20 protein-coding genes and 1 riboswitch are annotated in these 21898 nt (G+C 36.4%); of the genes, 5 read left to right on the forward strand and 15 right to left on the reverse strand.

What is annotated here, in order from left to right; all coding sequences use genetic code 11:
* Nucleotides 1-96 precede the first annotated feature (96 nt).
* The 6 genes from AC1DFT_RS09835 to AC1DFT_RS09860 form a co-directional block, all read right to left on the reverse strand.
* Entirely contained in the window at nt 97-1821 is a 1725-nt protein-coding gene (locus AC1DFT_RS09835) for a GMC family oxidoreductase (protein ID WP_477919015.1), read from the reverse strand.
* A gap of 20 nt (nt 1822-1841) precedes the next feature.
* The gene (locus AC1DFT_RS09840; RefSeq protein WP_477919016.1) at nt 1842-2612 is read right to left on the reverse strand and encodes a gluconate 2-dehydrogenase subunit 3 family protein; all 771 of its coding nucleotides are present in this window, start codon (nt 2610-2612) and stop codon (nt 1842-1844) included.
* A 75-nt stretch (nt 2613-2687) separates the two neighbouring features.
* On the reverse strand, nt 2688-2945 hold the full coding sequence (locus AC1DFT_RS09845; protein WP_477919017.1) for a hypothetical protein: 258 nt from the start codon (nt 2943-2945) through the stop codon (nt 2688-2690).
* 654 nt (nt 2946-3599) lie between these two features.
* Entirely contained in the window at nt 3600-4238 is a 639-nt protein-coding gene (locus tag AC1DFT_RS09850; RefSeq protein ID WP_477919018.1) for a GntR family transcriptional regulator, read from the reverse strand.
* 422 nt (nt 4239-4660) lie between these two features.
* On the reverse strand, nt 4661-5830 hold the full coding sequence (locus AC1DFT_RS09855) for an MFS transporter (protein ID WP_477919054.1): 1170 nt from the start codon (nt 5828-5830) through the stop codon (nt 4661-4663).
* Nucleotides 5831-5908: 78 nt separating this feature from the next.
* Nucleotides 5909-6748 (reverse strand): MerR family transcriptional regulator, encoded by an 840-nt coding sequence (locus AC1DFT_RS09860; RefSeq protein WP_477919019.1) that lies wholly within the window; start codon nt 6746-6748, stop codon nt 5909-5911.
* A gap of 176 nt (nt 6749-6924) precedes the next feature.
* Between AC1DFT_RS09860 and AC1DFT_RS09865 the strand changes: the two genes are divergently transcribed.
* Nucleotides 6925-7011, forward strand: a complete 87-nt coding sequence (locus AC1DFT_RS09865) for a putative holin-like toxin (RefSeq protein ID WP_477919055.1) — start codon at nt 6925-6927, stop codon at nt 7009-7011.
* 231 nt (nt 7012-7242) lie between these two features.
* Here the strand turns inward: AC1DFT_RS09865 and AC1DFT_RS09870 are convergent, their stop codons facing one another.
* Entirely contained in the window at nt 7243-8907 is a 1665-nt protein-coding gene (locus tag AC1DFT_RS09870) for a hypothetical protein (protein ID WP_477919020.1), read from the reverse strand.
* A 441-nt stretch (nt 8908-9348) separates the two neighbouring features.
* On the opposite strand from AC1DFT_RS09870, the gene AC1DFT_RS09875 reads away from it, so the two are divergent.
* Nucleotides 9349-9819 carry a hypothetical protein gene (locus AC1DFT_RS09875; protein ID WP_477919021.1) on the forward strand — a complete coding sequence of 157 codons (471 nt, stop codon included), beginning with the start codon at nt 9349-9351 and terminating at the stop codon, nt 9817-9819.
* Complete coding sequence (locus AC1DFT_RS09880; protein WP_477919022.1) at nt 9816-9980, forward strand: hypothetical protein; 165 nt, start codon at nt 9816-9818, stop codon at nt 9978-9980. Before AC1DFT_RS09875 ends, AC1DFT_RS09880 begins: the two co-directional genes overlap by 4 nt.
* A gap of 18 nt (nt 9981-9998) precedes the next feature.
* On the opposite strand, the gene AC1DFT_RS09885 is transcribed toward AC1DFT_RS09880, so the two are convergent.
* The 3 genes from AC1DFT_RS09885 to AC1DFT_RS09895 all read right to left on the reverse strand — a co-directional run bounded on the left by AC1DFT_RS09885 (nt 9999) and on the right by AC1DFT_RS09895 (nt 12322).
* Nucleotides 9999-10313, reverse strand: a complete 315-nt coding sequence (locus AC1DFT_RS09885) for a DMT family transporter (protein ID WP_477919023.1) — start codon at nt 10311-10313, stop codon at nt 9999-10001.
* Nucleotides 10313-10657 (reverse strand): DMT family transporter, encoded by a 345-nt coding sequence (locus AC1DFT_RS09890; protein WP_477919024.1) that lies wholly within the window; start codon nt 10655-10657, stop codon nt 10313-10315. The genes AC1DFT_RS09885 and AC1DFT_RS09890 overlap by 1 nt, the downstream gene beginning before the upstream one ends.
* Nucleotides 10658-10926: 269 nt before the next feature.
* Nucleotides 10927-11026, reverse strand: a riboswitch (guanidine-I (ykkC/yxkD leader).
* Between the two features lie 42 nt (nt 11027-11068).
* Nucleotides 11069-12322 carry an MFS transporter gene (locus tag AC1DFT_RS09895; protein WP_477919025.1) on the reverse strand — a complete coding sequence of 418 codons (1254 nt, stop codon included), beginning with the start codon at nt 12320-12322 and terminating at the stop codon, nt 11069-11071.
* A 333-nt stretch (nt 12323-12655) separates the two neighbouring features.
* On the opposite strand from AC1DFT_RS09895, the gene AC1DFT_RS09900 reads away from it, so the two are divergent.
* On the forward strand, nt 12656-13528 hold the full coding sequence (locus tag AC1DFT_RS09900; RefSeq protein ID WP_477919056.1) for a methyltransferase domain-containing protein: 873 nt from the start codon (nt 12656-12658) through the stop codon (nt 13526-13528).
* Between the two features lie 65 nt (nt 13529-13593).
* Here AC1DFT_RS09900 and AC1DFT_RS09905 read toward each other — a convergent pair whose 3' ends face one another.
* The 3 genes from AC1DFT_RS09905 to AC1DFT_RS09915 all read right to left on the reverse strand — a co-directional run bounded on the left by AC1DFT_RS09905 (nt 13594) and on the right by AC1DFT_RS09915 (nt 17897).
* Nucleotides 13594-15684: a HelD family protein gene (locus tag AC1DFT_RS09905; RefSeq protein WP_477919026.1), complete on the reverse strand. Its 2091-nt coding sequence runs from the start codon at nt 15682-15684 to the stop codon at nt 13594-13596.
* A gap of 407 nt (nt 15685-16091) precedes the next feature.
* Nucleotides 16092-16781: a GNAT family N-acetyltransferase gene (locus AC1DFT_RS09910; RefSeq protein WP_477919027.1), complete on the reverse strand. Its 690-nt coding sequence runs from the start codon at nt 16779-16781 to the stop codon at nt 16092-16094.
* Entirely contained in the window at nt 16782-17897 is a 1116-nt protein-coding gene (locus AC1DFT_RS09915) for a mandelate racemase/muconate lactonizing enzyme family protein (protein WP_477919028.1), read from the reverse strand.
* Nucleotides 17898-17987: 90 nt separating this feature from the next.
* Between AC1DFT_RS09915 and AC1DFT_RS09920 the strand changes: the two genes are divergently transcribed.
* Nucleotides 17988-19223, forward strand: coding sequence for a hypothetical protein (locus AC1DFT_RS09920; RefSeq protein WP_477919029.1), 1236 nt, complete (start codon nt 17988-17990; stop codon nt 19221-19223).
* Nucleotides 19224-19264: 41 nt separating this feature from the next.
* On the opposite strand, the gene nhaC is transcribed toward AC1DFT_RS09920, so the two are convergent.
* Nucleotides 19265-20704 (reverse strand): Na+/H+ antiporter NhaC, encoded by a 1440-nt coding sequence (nhaC, locus tag AC1DFT_RS09925; protein WP_477919030.1) that lies wholly within the window; start codon nt 20702-20704, stop codon nt 19265-19267.
* 90 nt (nt 20705-20794) lie between these two features.
* Nucleotides 20795-21898 carry an amidohydrolase gene (locus tag AC1DFT_RS09930; RefSeq protein WP_477919031.1) on the reverse strand — a complete coding sequence of 368 codons (1104 nt, stop codon included), beginning with the start codon at nt 21896-21898 and terminating at the stop codon, nt 20795-20797.

Genomic DNA, 21898 nt, shown 5'->3' on the forward strand with positions numbered 1-21898 from the left:
GCTAATTAACAGTCCATTTTCCATATATATAGTGTTTTTTACTGCATTGAATACATTCATTTTTAACATAACTCATTAGCAACTAAAAAGTTATCATTATGCTTTAACTAGTATTCCGCCTTCTTTTAGGTATCTTTGAATACCTTCGGATGCACGATACGAAAGTGCACCAAGTGTGCCAGTTGGATTGAAACAACTATTATGCGGGAATGCAGATGCACCTACCACAAATACATTTTCAGCTTCCCACATTTGTAGGTAAGTGTTTAGTGCAGATGTTGCTGGGTCAGCACCCATAATAACCCCACCTGTGTTATGTGTGTTGGAATCTTTGTTTACGTTGAATGGAGCCTGTTCTTCATTTGTATCAATAATATCTGCGCCAATTTCTTCTGCAATTTTACGCGTGATAGTGGACATGTATTTCCCCATCGCACGGTCATTATCTGTATATTCATATGTCATACGCAATAATGGATATCCAAATTCGTCTTTAAATTCCGGGTCAAGATCCAGGTAATTATCTTTATGTGGTAAAGAAGCACCCTGTGTTTTAACTGGGAAGTTTGAGTTAGCGTATTTAATAGATTTTTCTTTAAACTCTGCACCCCAGCTTGGTGTTCCAGCAGGTACACGGTTTACTGCAATTGGACGGTCCCCATATTGGGTTGAACGAACGCCAGCACCGTGTATGAAATCTACTTCAGAATGGTCAAAGTTATCCCCCATATATTCAGCAATCTCCATACCTAATGCACCAGCACCACCATATAAATTAAACTCTCTGTCCTCGAAGAATAGCTGAGAACCTCCAGCAGTTATTTGATAACAGTAGTTTTTGCCAATTGTCCCCTTACCTGTTTTCGGATCATAAGGCGTCCCAATACCAGAGTTTAGAAGTAAACGAGCATTGTTGAATACATAACTTGCAACTACAACTACATCTGCGGGCTGCTCAAATTTCTCTCCCGTTAGCATATCAACGTAAATTACTCCAGTTACTTTACCGCCAGCTTTAGTTAATTCTAATACATTAGAATGTGTGCGAAGATCTAGCTTACCTGTTTGTTTTGCAACCGGAATTACTGTTACAGCAGGGTCCCCTTTAGCTCCATATTCACAACCGAAGTTTTCACAATATGCACAGTATTGGCATGCTGCACGAGAGATACCATCTGGATTTGTATAGCTTTCAGAAAGGTTGGCTGCAGGTATAACGAAAGGTTTGTATCCTAAGGTTGTTGCTGCTTTTTCAAATTCTTTCATTAATGGTGTTTTTACTAAAGGAGGCGTTGGATATGGATTCGTACGTTTCCCCCATAGTTCTACTGTTTCACCTGAAATACCAGCCATTTTTTCGAATGTATCATAATAAGGTTCCATTTCATCATAAGTGAGACCCCAGTCGTTAAGACCTTCCATCCAAGCAGGAATTTTGTCGATTCCGTAACGCTCAATTGTTTTCGTACGAATTTCGAAATCATACGGTAAGAAACGATAAGTTTGTCCATTCCAGTGACTACCTGCACCACCAACTCCGTCTCCTACTATGAATGTACCATAGTGACGCATCGGTAAAGCTTTACCTGATACTGTATTACGATATGTAATCGTTTCTTTCGAAAGATCTTGCATTAGTTCTGTTCGATGTTGATAACGAAGTTCATCATGTCCCATTGTATAATCAGCTGTTGTCCGGTCTTTACCTCGTTCTAATCCAACAACATTTATTCCTGCTTTCGTTAGTTCAGCTGAGACGATTCCACCAGCCCATCCCATCCCTACTACTACGACAGGTACTTTAGGTAATTTTGTAACCATTTATATGTCAGTCCCTTCTATTAATGTCCCATATGAGAATTTAAACTTTGTGGTTCAAGTTCGATAAACTTCTCATCTTGTATTTCATTCACGTATTGCATACGAGAACCTGGATATTTACGCATACTCCAGCCAATCATTTTATCATTACCACCATACATTGGGTCTGCATATACACCCTCAATAGTTAATGTACGTAGCAAACTGAAAAATTGCGAAGAAGAAACTTTTCCGTATAATTCAACTTTTCCTTCACTAAAAGCTTGAAGAACTTCATCTTGTTGAGTAGCTTCTAAGTCTTTAAAGTCAGCTTCAAATTGTTCGTTACTATACGTGTTTAAGCTCTCTAAACCAGCTATGAATAGATCTTTACGAAGCATTTTCGTTTGTGGACCTTGGTTTTCTTCTGCTTTATAAAATGCACCTAAACGGTAATCCTTTACATTAGAACCCCATGGACTAGCCAATTGGTGATCAATATAAATAGCAGCATTCAGCTCTTTGGCACCAGGACCATTTGCATCTTCAGGGAAAATACGTTCCACTGCTGCTTGAGTAACTTGATATTGGTTTGGTGTAAAGAACATAAGAGCTACATTTGGATTAGCGGAAGGCGTTGCTGCGTGATCGTGAGTTTCAGTAGTAGTTGTTGATATATCATCCTTGATGAAAAGACTTCCTAAAGCTCCACCTAAGACAACTCCCCCTACTGTCAAACCAGAATTTTTGATAAAGGTACGTCTAGACGAACGGTTGTCTAAAACGGAATTTTTCTTTTCTTGTTCTGACATCATAAAACCTCCTATAAATTTCATAATTTACTATTTAGCTAATTAAATAAAAAACGGCCAAAAATGTTCCTTGTTTTAATGCACAATAGAGCTCCAATTATAAACAATCGTATGAAGAGCTGAAAAAACAAATAATGAAGCTATGAAAATGGTGTATTTTCTTCCTGTCCAACAAAAAACAATGATGGCTAAACCAATTCCAGAACCTAAAAGGGCAAACCAAGGGAATGGACTATTATAGAAAAAGAGTAAAAGGGCAAAATCAGCTACGATAAAAAGGGCAAGTAGCACCTGATTGAGCATCCTCAATTCTTCTAAATTGTACTGCGTCATACTTATTCTCCTTTCTTAAGCAATAATGAGAACTATTTTAAAAGAAAAATTTTGCATACAAAATCATCAGTTTTGTATGCAGAATAACATTCTTCATTTTACTACATTCATTTGTTATTTGTACACATTAAAAATTAAGTATTGGAGGATATATAATCATTAACTATTTTTACACTATTAACTTGGTTGTTATAAGAATCGCTTTATAAAATTTGCTTAAAGGGGGTCTATCGCTTCGGAATATAAAGAAGTGAATAGAAAATAAAGAGGTTTTACGAAAAATTGTTAAAGGGAATTTAGTATATTATATATTGCATTGGTTGGGTATGGCCTTTATTGAGCATTCTTTAATATGAAAAGGCTATGGACAGAAGAATATTTCACAGAAGAGACATTGCTTGATGGAAAATATACCGTGAAAGCATATGTGATGAAGGTGCTACTATGTCTTAGGCTGTTGGTGGTGGTGATAAATTTGATTTAAAGCATCAATTTAAAGATAAATTTTGAAAGACTTCAAAACATTAAACTATAGTATTTCATTAAAAAATATAGAATCTTAAAAGGTTATTTTGAACCAAAAGAGCTGCAAATATTACATGGATGGACAATGATACAGTAAAGAAACGGGTATACATTAGGTGTACCAAAATCCTAATATCCCCCGTTCCTGCCAATAACCTCTAGAGTAAAATTCATGTCTTTATATAAATGTTCGGTCATGAGTTCGCCAGCAAGTTGTTCATTCTTATTCTTAATGGCCTTGTAAATTTCTTCATGCTCATCTATTAAACGTGGACGATTGTATATATCAAGTCTTAAGCTAAACAAATAGAAAATTGTCTGAGCTTTTTCCAATCTTTCAATCATTAATGGATTTTGGCATTCATCTATAATTAGTTCATGAAAATGTTGGTTTGCATTGTATATTTTTTTGGATTGTCCTTCCATAAGCAAATTACGAGATTCCTTTATGGTATTCTCAAGTTCTATTATCTTTTCAGGTGTCATATTTTTCGCTGCTCTTTTTGCCGCAAAACTTTCTAGAACTATGCGCATCTCGTATATGTATATCAAATCTTGTGCAGTGGGACTATAGATAAGCTTATTTTTAATTAAACCTTCTTGCTCCAGTCTTTTAATTGCTTCACGAATTGGAGTACGACTAACACCAATCTCATCCGCAAGACGTTCTTCTACTAACTTCATTCCGCCCTTATAAGTTCCATCCAACATACGCTCTTGAATGTATTCATAAGCCAATTGTTGTGCATTCATTTTATTTGAAACCATATCTAAACTCCTTGAAATTATTTTAGTTAAATACTCATCCATTATACTTTATAAAGTATTTTTTTTGAAGAAGACTACATCCTCAGTTAAAAGACCACCTTTTTTAGGCTAGTGTTAAATTATATATCTTTGACATGAAAGGTTTCTTTTATTAGTAATGCAAGAAGGTACTTGTTCCAGGTTAAATAGAGATCCACATTAGAATTTATTTACTGTTATTTCTCGATAATTGGAGTTCATGTACAGAAATAACTATGGCTTAGCTCCCATTGAATAAGAGCTAAGCCATTTTATGTGTCAACAATATTGCCAATTACTATGTGGATTGCAGTGGTATTTACATATAAATATTTTACTAATTCAATTGTTACTTTGAATGTTTATACCGCTAAACGGGTTGCTAGTCGAAGGATAGCCTTCATTTAATTAGTCCGCTCTTTCCAAAATAGGGAAATAACAAAGCTTAGTGCAAGCACATACATCGATAGTACATATGGATAATCGATATTCACGTCAAATAGTATTCCGGCAATTCCAGGACCTATAATGTTTCCTACACTGGTAAAAGTAGAATTTAGTCCCCCTACAAAGCCTTGCGCATCGCCAGCTATTTTAGACAAATATGTTGTCAATGCAGGACGTATCAAATCAAACATGAGGAAAATAATAAAAGTCACCACTAATATAGACCAGTATGACGACACTTTAATCATAGCAAATATGAATATTGCTGATACGCCCATACAAACTTGGATTAGTCTGATCTCCCCGATTTTCCCTACGATACGGTCAAACGATAACACTTGCGCAATGACACCTAGAATTCCGCTAATTGTGATGATTAAAGCAATATCTTTTGGTGTAAAGGCGAATTTATGATCGACGAACAGAGAATAGACCGTTTCAAAAGCAGCAAGACCAAAGCTAGATACAAGAATGATAATCATCGGAATGAGATAAATCGGCTCCAACACTTTGCGGAACCCTGATTTTGCTACTTGATTCTCTGTTTTCTTCTCTTTTAGTTCTGGTCGTTTAGGTTCTTTCAATATAACTAATGAAAAAACAGCTCCTAAAAATCCTAAAGCTGCTGCAACAAAGAAAGGAAGTCTCGTACCATGTTCAGCTAAAAAACCACCAATCCCTGGTCCAACGATAAAACCTGTGCTAATGGCCGCTGCCACATAACCCATTGCTTTAGGGCGTTCTTTTAATGTAGTAATATCCGCAACAAAAGCGGTCACCGCCGGCATCATGAATGCCGCACTAACACCGCCTAACATTCTTGATATATACAATACCGTTACATCTTTTCCAAATCCGAAAAGCATCTCGGATAGTGCAAAAAGGAGCATACCGATCACAATCATTTTTTTGCGACCAAATGTATCAACCCATTTTCCTGCGATAGGAGATACTAATAATTGAGTGAAAGCAAAGGCTGCTACTAAGTACCCCATCGTAGATCCTTCTAAATGCATTTCTCTCATCAATGTAGGCATTACAGGAATAATTAATCCTATCCCTAAAAACACAACAAATAAATTGACTAGCACTAAATATACTGTCTTATTCAAACTACTTTTTTCCATAACCAATTTCAAGCTCCTTGCTATCTAGTAAAAAATACTTTCTATCTACATAAAATAAACCCTATAGTAACTATAGGGTCAAGTGGCTTGAATTCGTATTTTTAGTTCGATTAAGAATTCGTCTTCATTTGAAGCAGTGAAATTGATTGGCATCCAAACGTCATATACGATTGGTTCTATTTTCATCTGATGCTGATCAATATAGTCCATTAATTGTTGATAACTGATTTGGTATGCGTCATCAATAGATGCAAAAGTAATACTAAGATATTGGCCTGCAGGTATGGTACTTATTTCTACGTCCTCCAAGTTAATCTCGATTTCCTTGTCTGTTACAGCATATGTAAATAAGTAGTCATAATTAATATCTTCTAGCGATTCATATTTACGTAAAGCAAATGCTCCACCATACAGCGTGTCGAATACACTCCCCATATCTTCTAACACCTTGCTAATAAGTCCATATTCTTTGTTTGGAATATCATTCACGCTTATATTTGATGTCCTTATCTTCACTATTTTTTGTGCAGGCATTTCCTTAACACAGACATGCATTTTATCGGATTCCACTACAAATGATTGAATTTGTTCCTTTTTTCGTTTTAATACTTCTTTTGTTTCAATTAGTCTTTTAAATTCGTCTTCGATTCTATTTTCTTGATCCGCCAAATAATCCACTAGTTCCTCTGGACTCAATGTTAATACAGATTTAACTTCTTCTAAGGATAGACCAAGATATTTTAGCGATTTAATAATGTCTAAATAATATAATTGCGTATTTTGATAATATCTATACTGATTTTTCGGATCAATTTTTATCGGTTTAAATAAATCGATTCGATCATAAAAACGTAATGTTTGAATAGATATATTACTGAGTTTCGCTACTTCACCTATTGTTAAGTAATGGATTTTCAAGGAATCACTCCTGTCGTCTCGCTAGATATATATCCCAAAAATTCTAATAACTAATCTAGAGGTACATGGTATAATAGAAGAGTAATAGAATAGGCTGTTCATGGGCGGTCAGCATTTCCTTTATTCCTATTTACTATTTTTGTTCCATACAAGAATAGGGAAAGGAGATGTTGCCGATGTCGACTTTCGAAGCCTTGATGTTCGCTGTTGCGTTCGCTGGTTTGATTGTTTCCATTCTTACTTTTTCGAAAGAAAAAAAGTAAACCGCCCCTGAGCCACAAGCAATAGGGTGATTTACTCTTTCTGTTTGCTGATCGCCTTTGAAGCGATGCTGTTTTATTACATGACTGTTTGGTGTTGACCGCACCGAGCAGTCTTTTTAATATATCCTTGCTATGTTTTTATTATACCATCTAAGCAGTGATTTTCAACCAAGTTGTCGAAATGTTGTTATTATAGGAAATCTATTTGAACAAGAGAAGTCGACAGTCTTTTTACTCCATCTCAATACCTTGTATCGCCAATTCCTTTACTGGTAAGAATAATTCACCTGTGTTTAAGTATGTGACTTGAACGATATCCCCTTCTGCCATATAAACCGCAAGTGGAGCTATTTCGGAAGATACAATATAGTTTTCTTTATTGTCCAGTAAGAAGGAAACTTGTGTGAAGTCTCCAACACGTTCCTTGAACACACGCACCACTGTACCTTCTACCGATTTTTCTTCTGCATTTGAGCTACCGTCTACTGAGCTTCCACCACGTTGAATAGCAGTTTTATACAGCTTCAATGCTTCGTTCGGTGTGTTTCCGTATACAGAGATTTCTGGGTTTGCCGCAGATACGATGAAGTAATTTTGTAAAAATCCATTCGAATCGAGTACAGGCGTTAACCAGCTAGCCTCTCCGTAGAAATTGTACAATACGGGCATTTCTCCTTGCCATTTTTTCTCGATAAATTTCTTTTCAATAATTTGTAGTGCTGCTTGAGAATCCATATACGAATCTTTCAAGTTTCCGGTGTAATAAGTGGCTTTACCAGTTCGACCATCTGTTAATGAATAGCCGAGCATCGAATCGACACCTTCTTTTGGACTTGTAAAGTCAGTGAAATAATACATTTGACCATCTTCACCGAAGATTGGACTAACATTTGCTTCTGTTCCTTCATCAGAAGGCAACTTCACATCTTTCTTACCGAATAAGCTATTCATAAAACCATGTATATATTTCCCATAATAACTATTTTGTAAACTAACTGCTTCCGGCGATACTGCTCCATCTATAAATGCTGGAACATCTGCCAGCGCATAAGCATCTGTTTGACCTGTAGCAGGATCTACTACAACGATTCCCTCTGCATCAAAACCATTACGAGCAGAGATGAATTTCCCGTATGAACGGATATAATACGGTTTTCCATCTTCATCGATTTCCAATTGTGCATCCCCGTAAAATATTTTCGTCGGATGCTTCATACGCATATGTCTTTCTAAGTTTTTGTGGAAATAAGAGGACGGCGTGTAAGTCATATCTGCTTCGATAAATGCAGGATTATCCGATGAATCCGTCGCGCTCATCGTAAAATAACCTGGTGTCACATCTCCATTCCACCATTTGAAAAACCCTGAAAACTCTACCGGTGCAATATAAACGTATGCATCATTCACTTTTTGAATTTGTAAATTGCCTAATTCATAATAACTCGTATTTGGAACTTGGCCAAATGCTTTTTTCATCTTATTTCGCGCAAACTGAGGCGGCACACTTGCAGGCGTTTTCGTCTCATCAAAGGCTTCAATTTCTACTTGCTCATCCATTTTAGCTACTTCAAATTTTTTATCTGCATTCCAAACAGGTGCTGATAGCATATAAATGGATAGTACTAAACTTCCTAAGAAGAGCACACCTTTTCCTTTTTGCTCTGCTCCTTTTGATAAAATAGTCCCAGCTAAAGTAGCAAGTACTAATAATGGCCACAAAGCCATCCAGTTACGGTCTATATTTGTTAAATAATATACAATTGCTAATACGATAAATGTTAGAATCGCTAGGCTGATTAAAGAAGAAACCGTGTCTTTTCTCTTCGCTGTCAATGGTACGACTAATAATGCAGTAACAATTGCCGCAACTGCCGATATAATAAAAACAAAGGTCATACAATCATCTCTCTTCCTTTTTTCTACTTAACTAGTATACGGACGGAAGAAAAAATGGTTTCAGGAAATATATTACACATTAGAAACAGAACTTTCTGAAATAAGTAGATATCAGTTTCCCCAAATGCTACACTATTAACATATATATCCACTTTATATTACAAATAAAGGTGCTGATAATTTGTTAGATCAAATGTGTAACCACCCCATCTTGAAAATAATAGTAGCCATCTTATTATTCATCCCTATTTTCATTTCACCCTTAACTACTAGTTTATTATTACTTTTGTTTGCTACTCATACTATATTTATTTCATACAGAAGCGAGAAAAGAGACCCATTTAACTTTTCTATTAGTCTTTCTTTAAGTCTCTTCATCATCTACATGACCCTCCTTATGCTACTCAAAGACTATTTAATACATTAAAGAGGTGAAATAAAATGGCTTTCCATGCTAAAACCCAAAGATCGTTTTTAGCTTTATTTTTGGTAATCCTAGGGACAAATATTGTAGTTGATGTCATCACCCAATCTTTTGGATACTTATTCTATATTAACGTTCTAATAATTCTCTTGCTCATGACTCTATCTTTCGTTAAATATACTTTCACTATTCAGGATGGTCATTTGACTTTCGAATCTTTTCTTATGTCTTTTTGTATTTACAAAAGAGTGATTTATCCTTCGCAAATAAAAAAAGTGGAGTTCAAACGTTATAGTTGGGCTACACAAGGAGCCGTCATTCGTGCTAAAAAGGGTTTAAACTTACGACTTGTTCTTTTTTCACCTAATGAAATTTTCAATGAATTACTTACATTTGCATATAAACATGAAATACCAACTTCTAAAACGAAAGATTATCAACTATTAGAGAGAAGAAGTAAATATATTTCAAAGGAGAAAGTACTATGAGACCAATAACGGGATTATACGTCATCATTATCTTAATGCAATTTATTACGCTGACTAATATCACCTTATTCAATGGAGAATGGAACGGCATCGCAATGGCCTCAAGTACTGCTTTGTTTATTGCTGGTACAGCATTTTACTTTATGAATAGGAAGAAATAAGATAAACCGCTTTTATCCTTAAGAGACTAACTTCAATCCTATTGCTGCTCCTAATACCATCGCGATAAAAACAAGTCGTTTCCAATCTTTTTGTTCTCCATATAAGATCATGCCTAAAATAGCACCACCAGATGCTCCGATTCCTGTCCAAATGGCATATGCCGTTCCCATAGGAAGTGTTTTCATGGCATATGCTAGAAACAAAAAGCTGCCACCAAATCCGAGAAACAGAAGAGCTAACGATTGCCAGTTACGTTCCTTATGCAATTTGTTAATCATCGCCACACCAAACATTTCAAAAATCCCTGCTATTATGAGTGAAATCCATGCCATTACGATTCATCTCCTTCTTGCATTTTGTCTTTAGTAACTAATTTCAATCCAACTACACCGGCCAATAAAATAACGATTAACAGCATTTTACTTACTTTAAAAGCTTCTCCAAAGAAGAGAATTTCCGAAATAACGGTTCCCGCTGTTCCCATTCCGACAAAAATAGCATATACAGTCCCCACAGGAAGCTTACGACCAGCAACAATCATCAAATAAAAGCTGACAATAATCGAAATAACCGTCCCCGACCAAGTCCAGAAATCATCCGCATGCTTCAAACCAATCACCCAAAAAACTTCAAAAAAAGCAGCAATATATACTTTCACCCAATCTTTATTTAACACAATATGAACCTCCTATTTTTCTATATATGAATAAATAAAAAAATCCTAACAGAACTTTTAAAACAGTTTTTCCTTTTTGTTCACAAAAATCCCTCCAAATTTTAATAAAATCAATTACGCCTCGGCGTAATTGCGTCCAGATTTTGAATCGGGCTTGCTCGATTGACTCCATTCAAAGTCTGTGACATCCGCCGGAGGCTTTATCTTCATTCAGCAAATAAATTTGCTGAATGAAGATAAAAAAAGCCTAGGAGAACTGTAAAAACAGTTTCTCCCAGGCTTTTATCCTTCCGTGACACAGCAGTAGCTGCGCGTTTTCTCTCGGTCACGGACCAACTTACTCGTTGCGGAACCCTAGAAAACTTTTTACATATACAATTAATTTACATTATACACATTTTGGTGGTTCATTCAAGTTTTTGCTTTTGCTAATGATTTATTTCTCACCTTAATACCCATACTTTCTTCAGTAAGCTGGAAACCGTTTCTCCAAGAAGAAGTTACGAATATAGAGGCAATGATTAGTATTCCGCTAAGTATAAGGAAACAATAAATAATGAGACCCGCTGATACCATACCTGTAAAAATACTAAGTAACACAATCCTTAATAGAAGCCCAACCGATCGAAATAAGCTATCCACTCTTCCTATTATTTCATTCGGTATGCGGTCCATTAAGAAGGAGTTTCGGGCAACACGCGCACCGCTGTTTCCTAGTGCGATAAAAAACATAAGGGATAAGTAAAAAGGAATATTAGCGACAACAATTAACGAAATAGCAATGGTATAAGTAATAACACTATATACGATTGTCTTTTCATCCCCCAGTTTCTTAGCAATAATAGGCACCATAATTCCCGCAATTACTGCTCCTACCCCATAAACCATACTTTGAATCCCGTAAAAACTGCCGGAAGCTTTTAGCACATCCGCTAAATATACTGGAAACAAGTAATTGGTAATCATAACCCCGATAAATGGCATAATCGAAAAAAATAAAAACAAGAACATGGCAGGACGTTTCCACATGTATATTAGCCCTTCAGTGCCTTTTGATTTGGAAGATCCATTCGTCTCGCTATTTTTAAGTCGTACATATGGAATTTTTATGTATAAATAAATTGCTGCAATATAAGCAAATACATTAAGGAGCAAAATATAATGCAAATCCCACTTAGTCAGTAAAATACTAGCTAATGCACCAGCTATGACACTTGATAACTGCCCCTGAACTTCCATTGTGCCATTTAGCGTTTTATATTGTTCTTTATTGAATAGCTCTTGATTTAAAGCAAACATCGTTGGGAAAAAAATTGTGTAATATAAGCTGCCAATAATATAAATGATTATATAATGCCATACCTCATAAGACAGACCTACAAATCCAATAACTGAAAAAAATAGCAACATCACAAAACTTGCTATATTGCTCGTTAGAAGCAATTTCTTTCGTGACATTTTATCGATTAGATTGCCAACTAGCGGGGTAATGAAGAAACTAATGATTGTCATACATATGGTAACGTAACCAAATACTGCATTGCCATTTTCACTTGATACAAGCATCCACGGTATCGCAATCATCGTAATACCAGATCCAATAGACGAAGCAATATTAGCAAAAATAATTAAACGAAATCGGGAATCGTTATATAGGTTTTTCATTTTCATGCATTCCTTCCATTGCGAGGTTCACCCGGATCCTAAGTGCTCTTCGCCAAAATTCTTATTATTCCCACTATAATTCGAATTCCCTATTTTGTATTCAGTCATAGGTCTTGAGTGAACCTCATACTTTTTACTGAACTTTAGAAGAAAAAGTAAAACCACCTAGTGGACTTCTATTCCTTAGGTGGTTTTATCCTCTTTGCTTTTTAACGTTATTTGCAATTAAAAAATAGCCTTGCTACACTGTTTATAAACAAATATCCCGCATTCTTACTTAAGGGGTCATTCGTTCATCTTCTAAAGAAAACAAGAGGTGTTATTTTGTCTAAAATGACCAACAGAATGAAAAGCGCACAATATGTAAGTGGATTGGAATCCATTTTCAAGTGTCCCATTTGCGACTCATCCATGAGCGTTTATGAAATACAAAGTTTAGTTTGCGAATATAATCATACATATGATTTTAGTAAACAAGGATATATTAATATGCTTAGCCATCCGATAAAAACTAAATACGGAAATGATTTGTTCGAGGCTCGCAGAAAGCTGATTGCGGAAGGTCACTTTTTCGAACCATTAAGCAGCGCCATTGCTCACATTATTAAAGAACAAGAAAATCCAGCATTTATCCTAGATACTGGTTGCGGCGAAGGCTCACATCTATCTTCCATATGCGATACGGTTAGTGCTGATTTAAAGAAACCTGTAACTGGAGTAGGTATCGATATTTCCAAGGAAGGTATCTTAGCGGCTGCTAAGAACTATTCCAATAAAGTGTGGTTAGTAGCCGATCTAGCGAAAATGCCATTTCAAGAGGAACAATTTGATATTATTTTGAATATCCTATCCCCTTCCAATTACGCCGAGTTTAATCGCCTATTGAAAAACGATGGCTTAGTGATCAAAGTAGTCCCTCAAACAAATTATTTGAAAGAATTAAGAGAGATTGTCTATGATGAACCCGAAAAACAAGCATACTCTAATGCAGATACAGTAGATCTATTTAAAGACAATTTTCAAATGGTGAGTACTTCACGGATACAATATACGGTAAAATTGGACAATCCACTCATCCATGCATTGGTTCGCATGACTCCTTTAACTTGGGCAGCTTCAGAAGAAAAATTGAAAGCCTTTTTAGAAAGTGAATCTGCGGAAATAACAGTAGACCTGGAGATTTTGATCGGGAAAAAACTTAGTTGAACGAAAAAACGCCTAGTAATTTGCGCACTAGGCGTTTTCTTTTTTGGCTTATATTAAAGCAAAGCCTACCTTTTATCAACTGTTTTTATTGCTGGAAGTAAAGGGGATGCTTCTCCGGAATAGAAAATCCTCAAATCATGGAGCGCTCTTGTACATCCAACATATAATAATTTTGCATCCTGCTTTGTATCCTTATAGTGTCTTTCATCCACGTCTATAAGTATTACTGCATCAAATTCCAACCCTTTCGCTAAATATACTGGTACTACAGAAATACCACCCTCATATTTCATTTGATTAGCTTCAATGACATTGACAGAAACTTCTGCTGCTGTTAACTTTTCATACATATCACGGCACTCATCATCTGTTCTGCCTATTATAGCTATCGTTTTCACATTTTCACTCAGCATAATTTGTAACGTCTTCATCATTTCGGCAAATTGATTATCCGTAGAAATAATCTTTACTTCCTTACCGCTACGGAACACAGGTATTGCAAGACCTACTGGAATTTCAGCGTTTTTAATAATATCATTTGCAAAATCAATAATTTCTCTCGTAGAGCGATAACTTCTCGTCAGTTCATAATAACCTGTTTCTTGAAATACTTCTTTAAAGTCGTTCCAGTCCTCAATTCCTTGAAAACTGTAGATGGCCTGGGATAAATCACCTAAAATCGTAAAAGAATTACCCAATGTGATCTCTTTTAATATATGAATTTGGAATGGTGAAAAGTCTTGTGCTTCATCTATCACTACATGATGAAATTTTTGACCACTCTCTATTCCTGTTAATTGATGGTGAATATAAATAAGAGGAGTTAGATCTTCTACATATAGTTGTTTATCACGGCAATTTTTTACTGTTTCTTGAACAAGTTCTGCAGGTAGGACTTCTAATATTTCTTTTTGTTTCATCAATGAACTGTAAAATGATAGTGGGGTCATTTTAGGCCAAAATTTCATATAAGCGTTTAATCTTTTAGTAGCTTCTTTTTTCAATGCTTTTGTCTCATCTGTTCCTTCGAACTTCTTCAGTTCTATTTCAATCCATCGTTTCATCCGACCAATCAAACGTTCTCTACGCTTCATTAATGGATAATGCTTATATTCAACTTGCATCCATTTTTTTATCTCTTCTGCTTTTATAACAGCATCATCCCATACGACTAGATCTTTTTCTGGTACGAGATTTCTTTCCAATCGAAGGATACTTTCTTTAATGTATGACTTAAATTTAATTGTTCCTTTATATTTACCAAGCATAACCTTGTTATCATTACGATTGATTTCAAAAGATTCCTTCAGCTTTTCGTCCGTTTTTTGTAATTTCACCGCATTATCTAATGTACGTAGCGCCCAATCTTGGAATGTAGTTTGCTTAATATTACCTACACCCAGTTCAGGAAGCACACCGGAAATATAATCTAAAAACAAACTGTTTGGTGCAAATACTACCATTCTATCTGCTTGTAGCTGTTCTCGATATTGATAAATTAAAAAAGCAAGGCGGTGTAAAGCGATGGTTGTTTTTCCGCTTCCTGCGACCCCTTGTATTAATAGTGGCATGTTCTTCTCTGCACGAATAATATTATTTTGCTCAGATTGTATGGTAGAAACAATGTCTTTTAATTTATTATCCTTGTTTTCCCCTAATTTATATAAGAGAAAATCATCTGTAGGAGAGACATCTTCACTTCCTTTTACATATGTATCCACAACCCGTTCTAATTCCCTTTTACGAATGGCAATATTCCTTTTTAAATGAACATAACCTTCTATTAAACCATCTGGTGAATGATAAAAAGCCGCTTCCTCACCACCTGTAAATGAATAAAACATACTAGCGATAGGTGCACGCCAGTCCATAACAATTGGTTTCGTCGTCTCCTCATTAGATGCACCGACTTTTCCAATATAAATAGGAGCTGGCCCTAGCTGACCATCCTCTTGAAAATCTAACCGTCCAAAATATGGTTGCTGTACAGCAATACGTAGATTTTGCCTTCTAGATTCCCTCATACTTTCTAGAATTTGTTCACTAAAATCCTCACCATAATATACTGGAACACTCTCTAGTTCGACTAATTGCTTATCCAATATAAACGTAGTTTCTTTCAAGATTTGTAGTTCTTCTTCAAATATATTCCTCATTGCAATGACTCCCTCCTTTTCATTAGAAAATACAGACAATTTCTAATATATATAAAACAGTTATACAAAGTCAATAACCCGAATTTTAGCTTTCGGATAATAAATGTCTATAAAGTGGCTTCCTTATGGGATTTACTAAAAAAACTGTCATAAAATAAAATGAGCTTGGTAATACATTTTCCAAGCTCATTTCAATATAAAATAACTTATTTAACGTTGATATTTACTCAAAATCAACTAAAAACTTTAACATAACCTCTTTTTTAAAGCTGTGTTTTTGGGTTGGTTGCTCTTGGGCAGGATTTGGTTGCTCTCATTCTGCGGTTAGTTGCTTTCGCAGAGATTTGGTTGCTTCCACTGCTCTTTTGGTTGCTTTCACGCACATTTGGTTGCCCTTAACCATCTTCTTACATATACAATCCTTTTTCCTCGTAAGTTACATACCATTCTTCATCTATTTGAAAAATACTCGTTCCAATCCAGCCTTCTGCAAGTAGTTGTTGCTGTTTTTCGGTGTCAGCCATGTTGATTTCTAACACTTCGCCACCAACTTTACGCTCTTCATGCAATTTTTTATAAAATACGTAGCGCAGCATATCCGCATACTTATTTTTCAAAGCACCTATGACCATACCTTGGCTTAGCTTGTCTTTTAAGCTTGCAATATTAAAAGGTGCCACTGTTGCGCATACATGCGTATATGGAGAGGCGTCTAATAGTTCCATTACGATAGCTCCAAGTTTTTTTTGTAAACCAAATCCGCGGTAGTCTGGGTGCACATTTGTAATTTCTTGATAGACAACCTGATCTAATTGCTCTGTTTTCAGTCCGATATCATAACCAAGGTGATCTTCGTCTATTTCAGGTATGGCTAATGCGCGAAATGCGATTAACTTATCCTCTACGAATACACCTACCATTAGGCTCTTCGATACAAAGTCTTCGTATTCTTCCTTCGTTACTGGCGATAAAAAGTCATTGTTTATTAGCGTGCCTAAAACAAGATCCTGGAGGCGTAAAATATCTTCCAAACTATCCTTTTTCAACACACGAACTACATATTCTTTTTCACCAAGCTTACCTGTCCATTCTTTCATTTAGACACCACTTACTTTCGTCTGAAATACAGTTAACTCTTGCAATATAGACTCGTCTACATCTACTCCAAGTCCCGGGCGTTCATTTAACTGAATGAAAGGCACGTCATAGTGTAGATTTCCAACGTCTTTTGAGAATTTTAATGGACCTGTTAACTCAACACTTGTGAATGCCTTTTTCGAAAATGCTACGTGGAATCCTGCTGCAGATCCAATAGAAGATTCGACCATGGAACCAATTTGACACTCGATTCCTGCCATTTCTGCCATATGCGCTAGTTTCATGGCCGGGTAAATGCCTCCACATTTCATGAGCTTAATATTTACTTTATGAGCCGCTTGCTTCTCGATTAGTTCGCGCATATCGCGGAATCCTCTTAAACCTTCGTCCATCATAAGAGGGGTGCTTGTTTTTGCTTTTACTTCAACCATACCGTTGAAATCATCTGCTACTACAGGTTGCTCTAGCCAATCCAGTCCCAAATGCTCCAGTTGACGCATGGCAGTAATAGTATTTGCACTGTTTTTCCAACCTTGGTTCACATCTACACGAATGGCAATGTCTTGTCCTACTCTTTCGCGCACAGCTTGGATACGTTCTACATCTGCTTGCACTTCTGTTCCGACTTTCATCTTAAACGATGCATATCCTTCTTTCATACGACTTGCCGCTTCTGCTGCCATCGATTCAGGTGTTCCAATACTTAAGACATGTGTAATTGGGAACTTCTCGTGGTAACGTCCACCTAGTAATTGATAGACCGGTACCCCTAGTTTTTTCCCTACTAGGTCATAGCAAGCAATATCAAGAGCCGCTTTTGCAGCAKGTGCTTGATATACTGCTTTGTCCATTTTTTCATGTAGGCGTTCGAATTCCATTGGATTCTCGCCAATTAGTAACGGTGCTAATGTGTTTTTTAGTAGTGCATATGTCGCTTCCCATGTTTCGCCTGTTACATGCTCATCCGCAACTGCTTCACCATATCCAATTAACCCTTCTTCTGTCTTAACTTTTACGATTATCGAAGGCATATCGTCGTATGTATGGTAGCTAATGATAAATGGATCTACTAGCGGTAATCTTATAGCATATATTTCTATTTCTTTGATTTTCATTTCATTTTCCTACTTTCTTTACAAGTTTTTAGTTTTTCGTTATAGTTGTCGTTAAATAGACGTTAATGTTTCAAAAAAAGGGGACTACTTATGGATATTCGAATTGCTGTGCTAGGTTCTGCTAACTTTATCGACCGATTAAAAGAACTGGAACATGATTTAGTTTCTACTCGATTGGATTATTATATCTATCAATCGCCGGTGGATGCAACCGAAATAGTAAAAAAGATTAAACCTTGCGATGTCGTATTTTTCTCCGGTTCCCTTCCATACATATATGCAAAAGGCGCAAGTGAAGATTTACCTGTACCGACCCATTATTTAAAACAGGATGAAACGGTGATTACTACAACCTTATTATCCGTTTATTTTTCTCATAATATTCCTATTGAACAGCTTTCCATTGATTTAATCGAACCACGGTTAATACAAAACGTATTGGAGGACATCGGGCAGTCGGAACAATATCCACATATGCTAACCATTGACCCAACCTTTGAATTAGAAGAAGTCGTAAATTTTCACAAAAAATTATACCATAGCGGAAAAACTTCCCTCTCAATTACGAGTATTCACGCCGTTTTTCATGCATTACAAGACAATAAGGTTCCTGTCATTCGAATGCTAGATTCTAAAAACTCAATTTTAAAAGGACTAGAAGAAGCAAAGTCAATGGCGCTTTTAGTAAAAAGCGAATCTGCAAAAATTGCTATTGGATACATCCAATCAAATGAAGTAATTTCAGAAGAAGTGCTAAAGAAAATAGCTAATACTATTCAAGCAAACTTTGTTCAAACAGATAATCATTTATATACGTTCTTTTCAACCCAAGGTAATGTGGAAATAGCGCTTGAAAATAATACAATTCAACATTGGTTTGACCTTGCTAAAAGACCTATCAAAATTGCGTTCGGCTACGGAAAGACGGTTATAGAAGCAACACAAAATGCAAAAGATGCCTTGCCGTATACAGCTGCGAACACCGCTTACTTAATAACCGATCATAAAGAACTACTTGGCCCATATCCTAATCGTCAACAGCAAATACAACTCAAAACAAATGATCCTAAACTGGTGAAAATAGCAAAAGAAACAACATTAAGTCCGGCAAATTTATCTAAAATCATGCAATTTAGTCGCTCGCATGGCTCAATTGAATTTACAGCATATGATTTAGAAATCTATTTACAGGTAAGTAGGCGTACAACGGAACGTTTGTTGAAAAAGCTAGTAGATCAAGGATATGCACGTATTATTGGAGAAGAAATGACTTACCAACAAGGACGCCCCCGTTCTATTTACGAGTTCAACTTCCCTACTTATTGATGAAAAGGAAAGTTCAATCATGCTGAACTTTCCTTTTCCTTTTACGCTTCCACTGTTTCTTTTTGTTGCATGGCTACTATTTCTGCTTTTGATAATTTTTGAATTGTAAATCCAGTTACTGCATATCCAATGGATAGAAGTGGAACAACGTAGTTTAAAATTGCATACGGAGCGTATTCAAATGCCCCAACCCCTAAAGTTCCTAATATAAAGACACCACAAGTATTCCAAGGGATAAAGACAGACGTTAGTGTTCCGCCATCTTCCAAAGCTCGTGAAAGGTTTTTCGAATGTAATCCCATCTTTGTGTAAGCAGCAGCAAACATGCGAGATGGTACAACGATGGAAATATATTGTTCAGAACATGTCGCATTTGTAGCAAAGCATGCAATAATCGTTGAAGCAACTAATGAACCTGCGGACTTTGCCAGTTTAAGTATTTGTTTCATCATCGATTGCAGCATACCAGAATACTCTAAAATCCCTCCAAAAGTCATCGCGACAATTGTCATCGATACGGTATACATCATCGAATCTAATCCGCCGCTATTGAATAGACCATCTACCATCTTATTCCCGGTTTCAATTACATAACCACTTTGAAGTGCTGTGAAAGCATCGGAAAGACTGCCCCCTTGCACGACTATTTGTGCGACAGAACCTAAAATAATTCCTATTACTAAGGCAGGTATTGCTGGTACTTTTTTCACTACAAGTACGATTACAGCAACTGGCACCAATAATAACCATGGAGAAATGACAAAGCTTTTCTCTAACATCAGAATGACTTGTTGAATACTTTCCTGATCAATATTACTTTCTTTATATTTCATCCCTAGAAAACCATATACCGTTAAAGCGATAATGACTCCTGGAACTGTAGTAAACAACATATGGCGAATATGTACAAACAAATCAGTACCAGTTAAACCTGCTGCTAAATTGGTCGTATCTGATAATGGCGACATCTTATCTCCAAAATAAGATCCTGAGATAATTGCACCCGCAATGATTGGAGCTGGAATTCCCATACTCAGCCCAATTCCCATTCCTGCGACACCAATAGTTCCCATAGTAGACCAAGAACTACCTATTGAAAGGGAGACAATCATACAAATAACACAAATTGTTACTAAGAAAAAGGCCGGAGTAATGATTTTTAGGCCAAAATATACCATGGAAGCGACTATTCCTCCGCCAATCCAAGCCCCAATCGTCAATCCTACTAACATAATAATAACGACTGCTGGTAATGCTAATTTAATCCCCTTGTACATCATTTCTTCAATATCATTCCACTTAAATCCATGCTTCCAAGCTACTAATGCAGCAACGGACGTCCCGATGATCAACGGTATATGTGGTCCTTGTTCTAAAACAACGACTGCAACAACCATACATAAAATCATCACAAGTAATGGAATCATCGCCCATAATAAAGACATTTCCTTTTTAGAAACTACTTTCTCTTTTTCCCCCATACTATATCCCCCTTAAGACTGTCTAGACAATTTCGAATTGTCGTTAAATAGTCGCTAATAGGATAATTTTAAAGCTAAATCATTTTACCGTCAATTGTTTTTAGCACTATTTGAAAGCGTTTTCGCTATAACTTTTGCACCAATTGCAAGTGCATCATAGTTAAACGTCATATTCGGATGATGTAATCCTGGTGCAAGATCCGCTCCAATACCTATCATTGCAGCTTTCACTTCGGAATGTCTAACCGTATAAAAATGAAAGTCATCGCTTCCAGAAGTAATTACTTCTTCTGCAAGGCTTCCCATTCCAACTACCTCGATAATTCCTTCTCTCGCCATAGCCGCTGCTTCTTTGGAAACTTCCGCACCCGGTGTGATATCTTCCCATTCCCACTCTATTTCTATATCAAATAGTTGTTTGATTGCGTGTAAATCTTTTTCAATTTGGTCTTTCATTTGAAATAAAACAGCATTTTTTTGTGCACGAGCATCAATGGAGAATGTTGCAGTACCGGGAATGATATTGGCATTTTCTCCACCTGCTTGAATTTTCGTTAATTTAGCCGAATATGCTTCAAACGGTGAAAAATAAAGATTTTTAAGTGCCTGATGAATCGCCACTGTCACATCTATGGCATTTTTCCCTTGATGTGGACGTGCGCCATGCGCATCGATTCCACTAATTTTCCCTTCCAGGAACATTGCTGCTCCATGATGTATGGCAGATGAAACTTTTCCAAAAGGAAGTTCTTCTATAGGTCGTAAATGCACTCCAAATAAATGCGTTACATCTTCTAATGCACCTCTGTCAATCATTGCATTGGCACCATTTCCTTTTTCTTCTGCAGGTTGGAATATAAAGCGGATACGTTTGTTTAGTTTTTCATCTTTCAGTAATAATAAAGCTCCTAAAACCATAGAAATATTGGCATCGTGTCCGCAGGAATGATTGGCACGAAACTCGCCATCGACTTCCTGCCAGAGCGCGTCGATATCCGCCCGAACAGCAATGACTTCCTCACCTTCTCCAATTTCAGCCAGTAACCCCGTTACATCATCGAACCGGCGATAAGGTATTTGTAGCTCATCTAATATTTCTGCGAGTTTGTTCGTTGTTTCGTATTCCTTCCAGCTTATTTCTGGGTATTTGTGAAAATGATCAAACCATTGTAGTATTTGTGATTCTACGTTCAT

It is taken from the genome of Psychrobacillus sp. 05T411 (assembly GCF_056396485.1).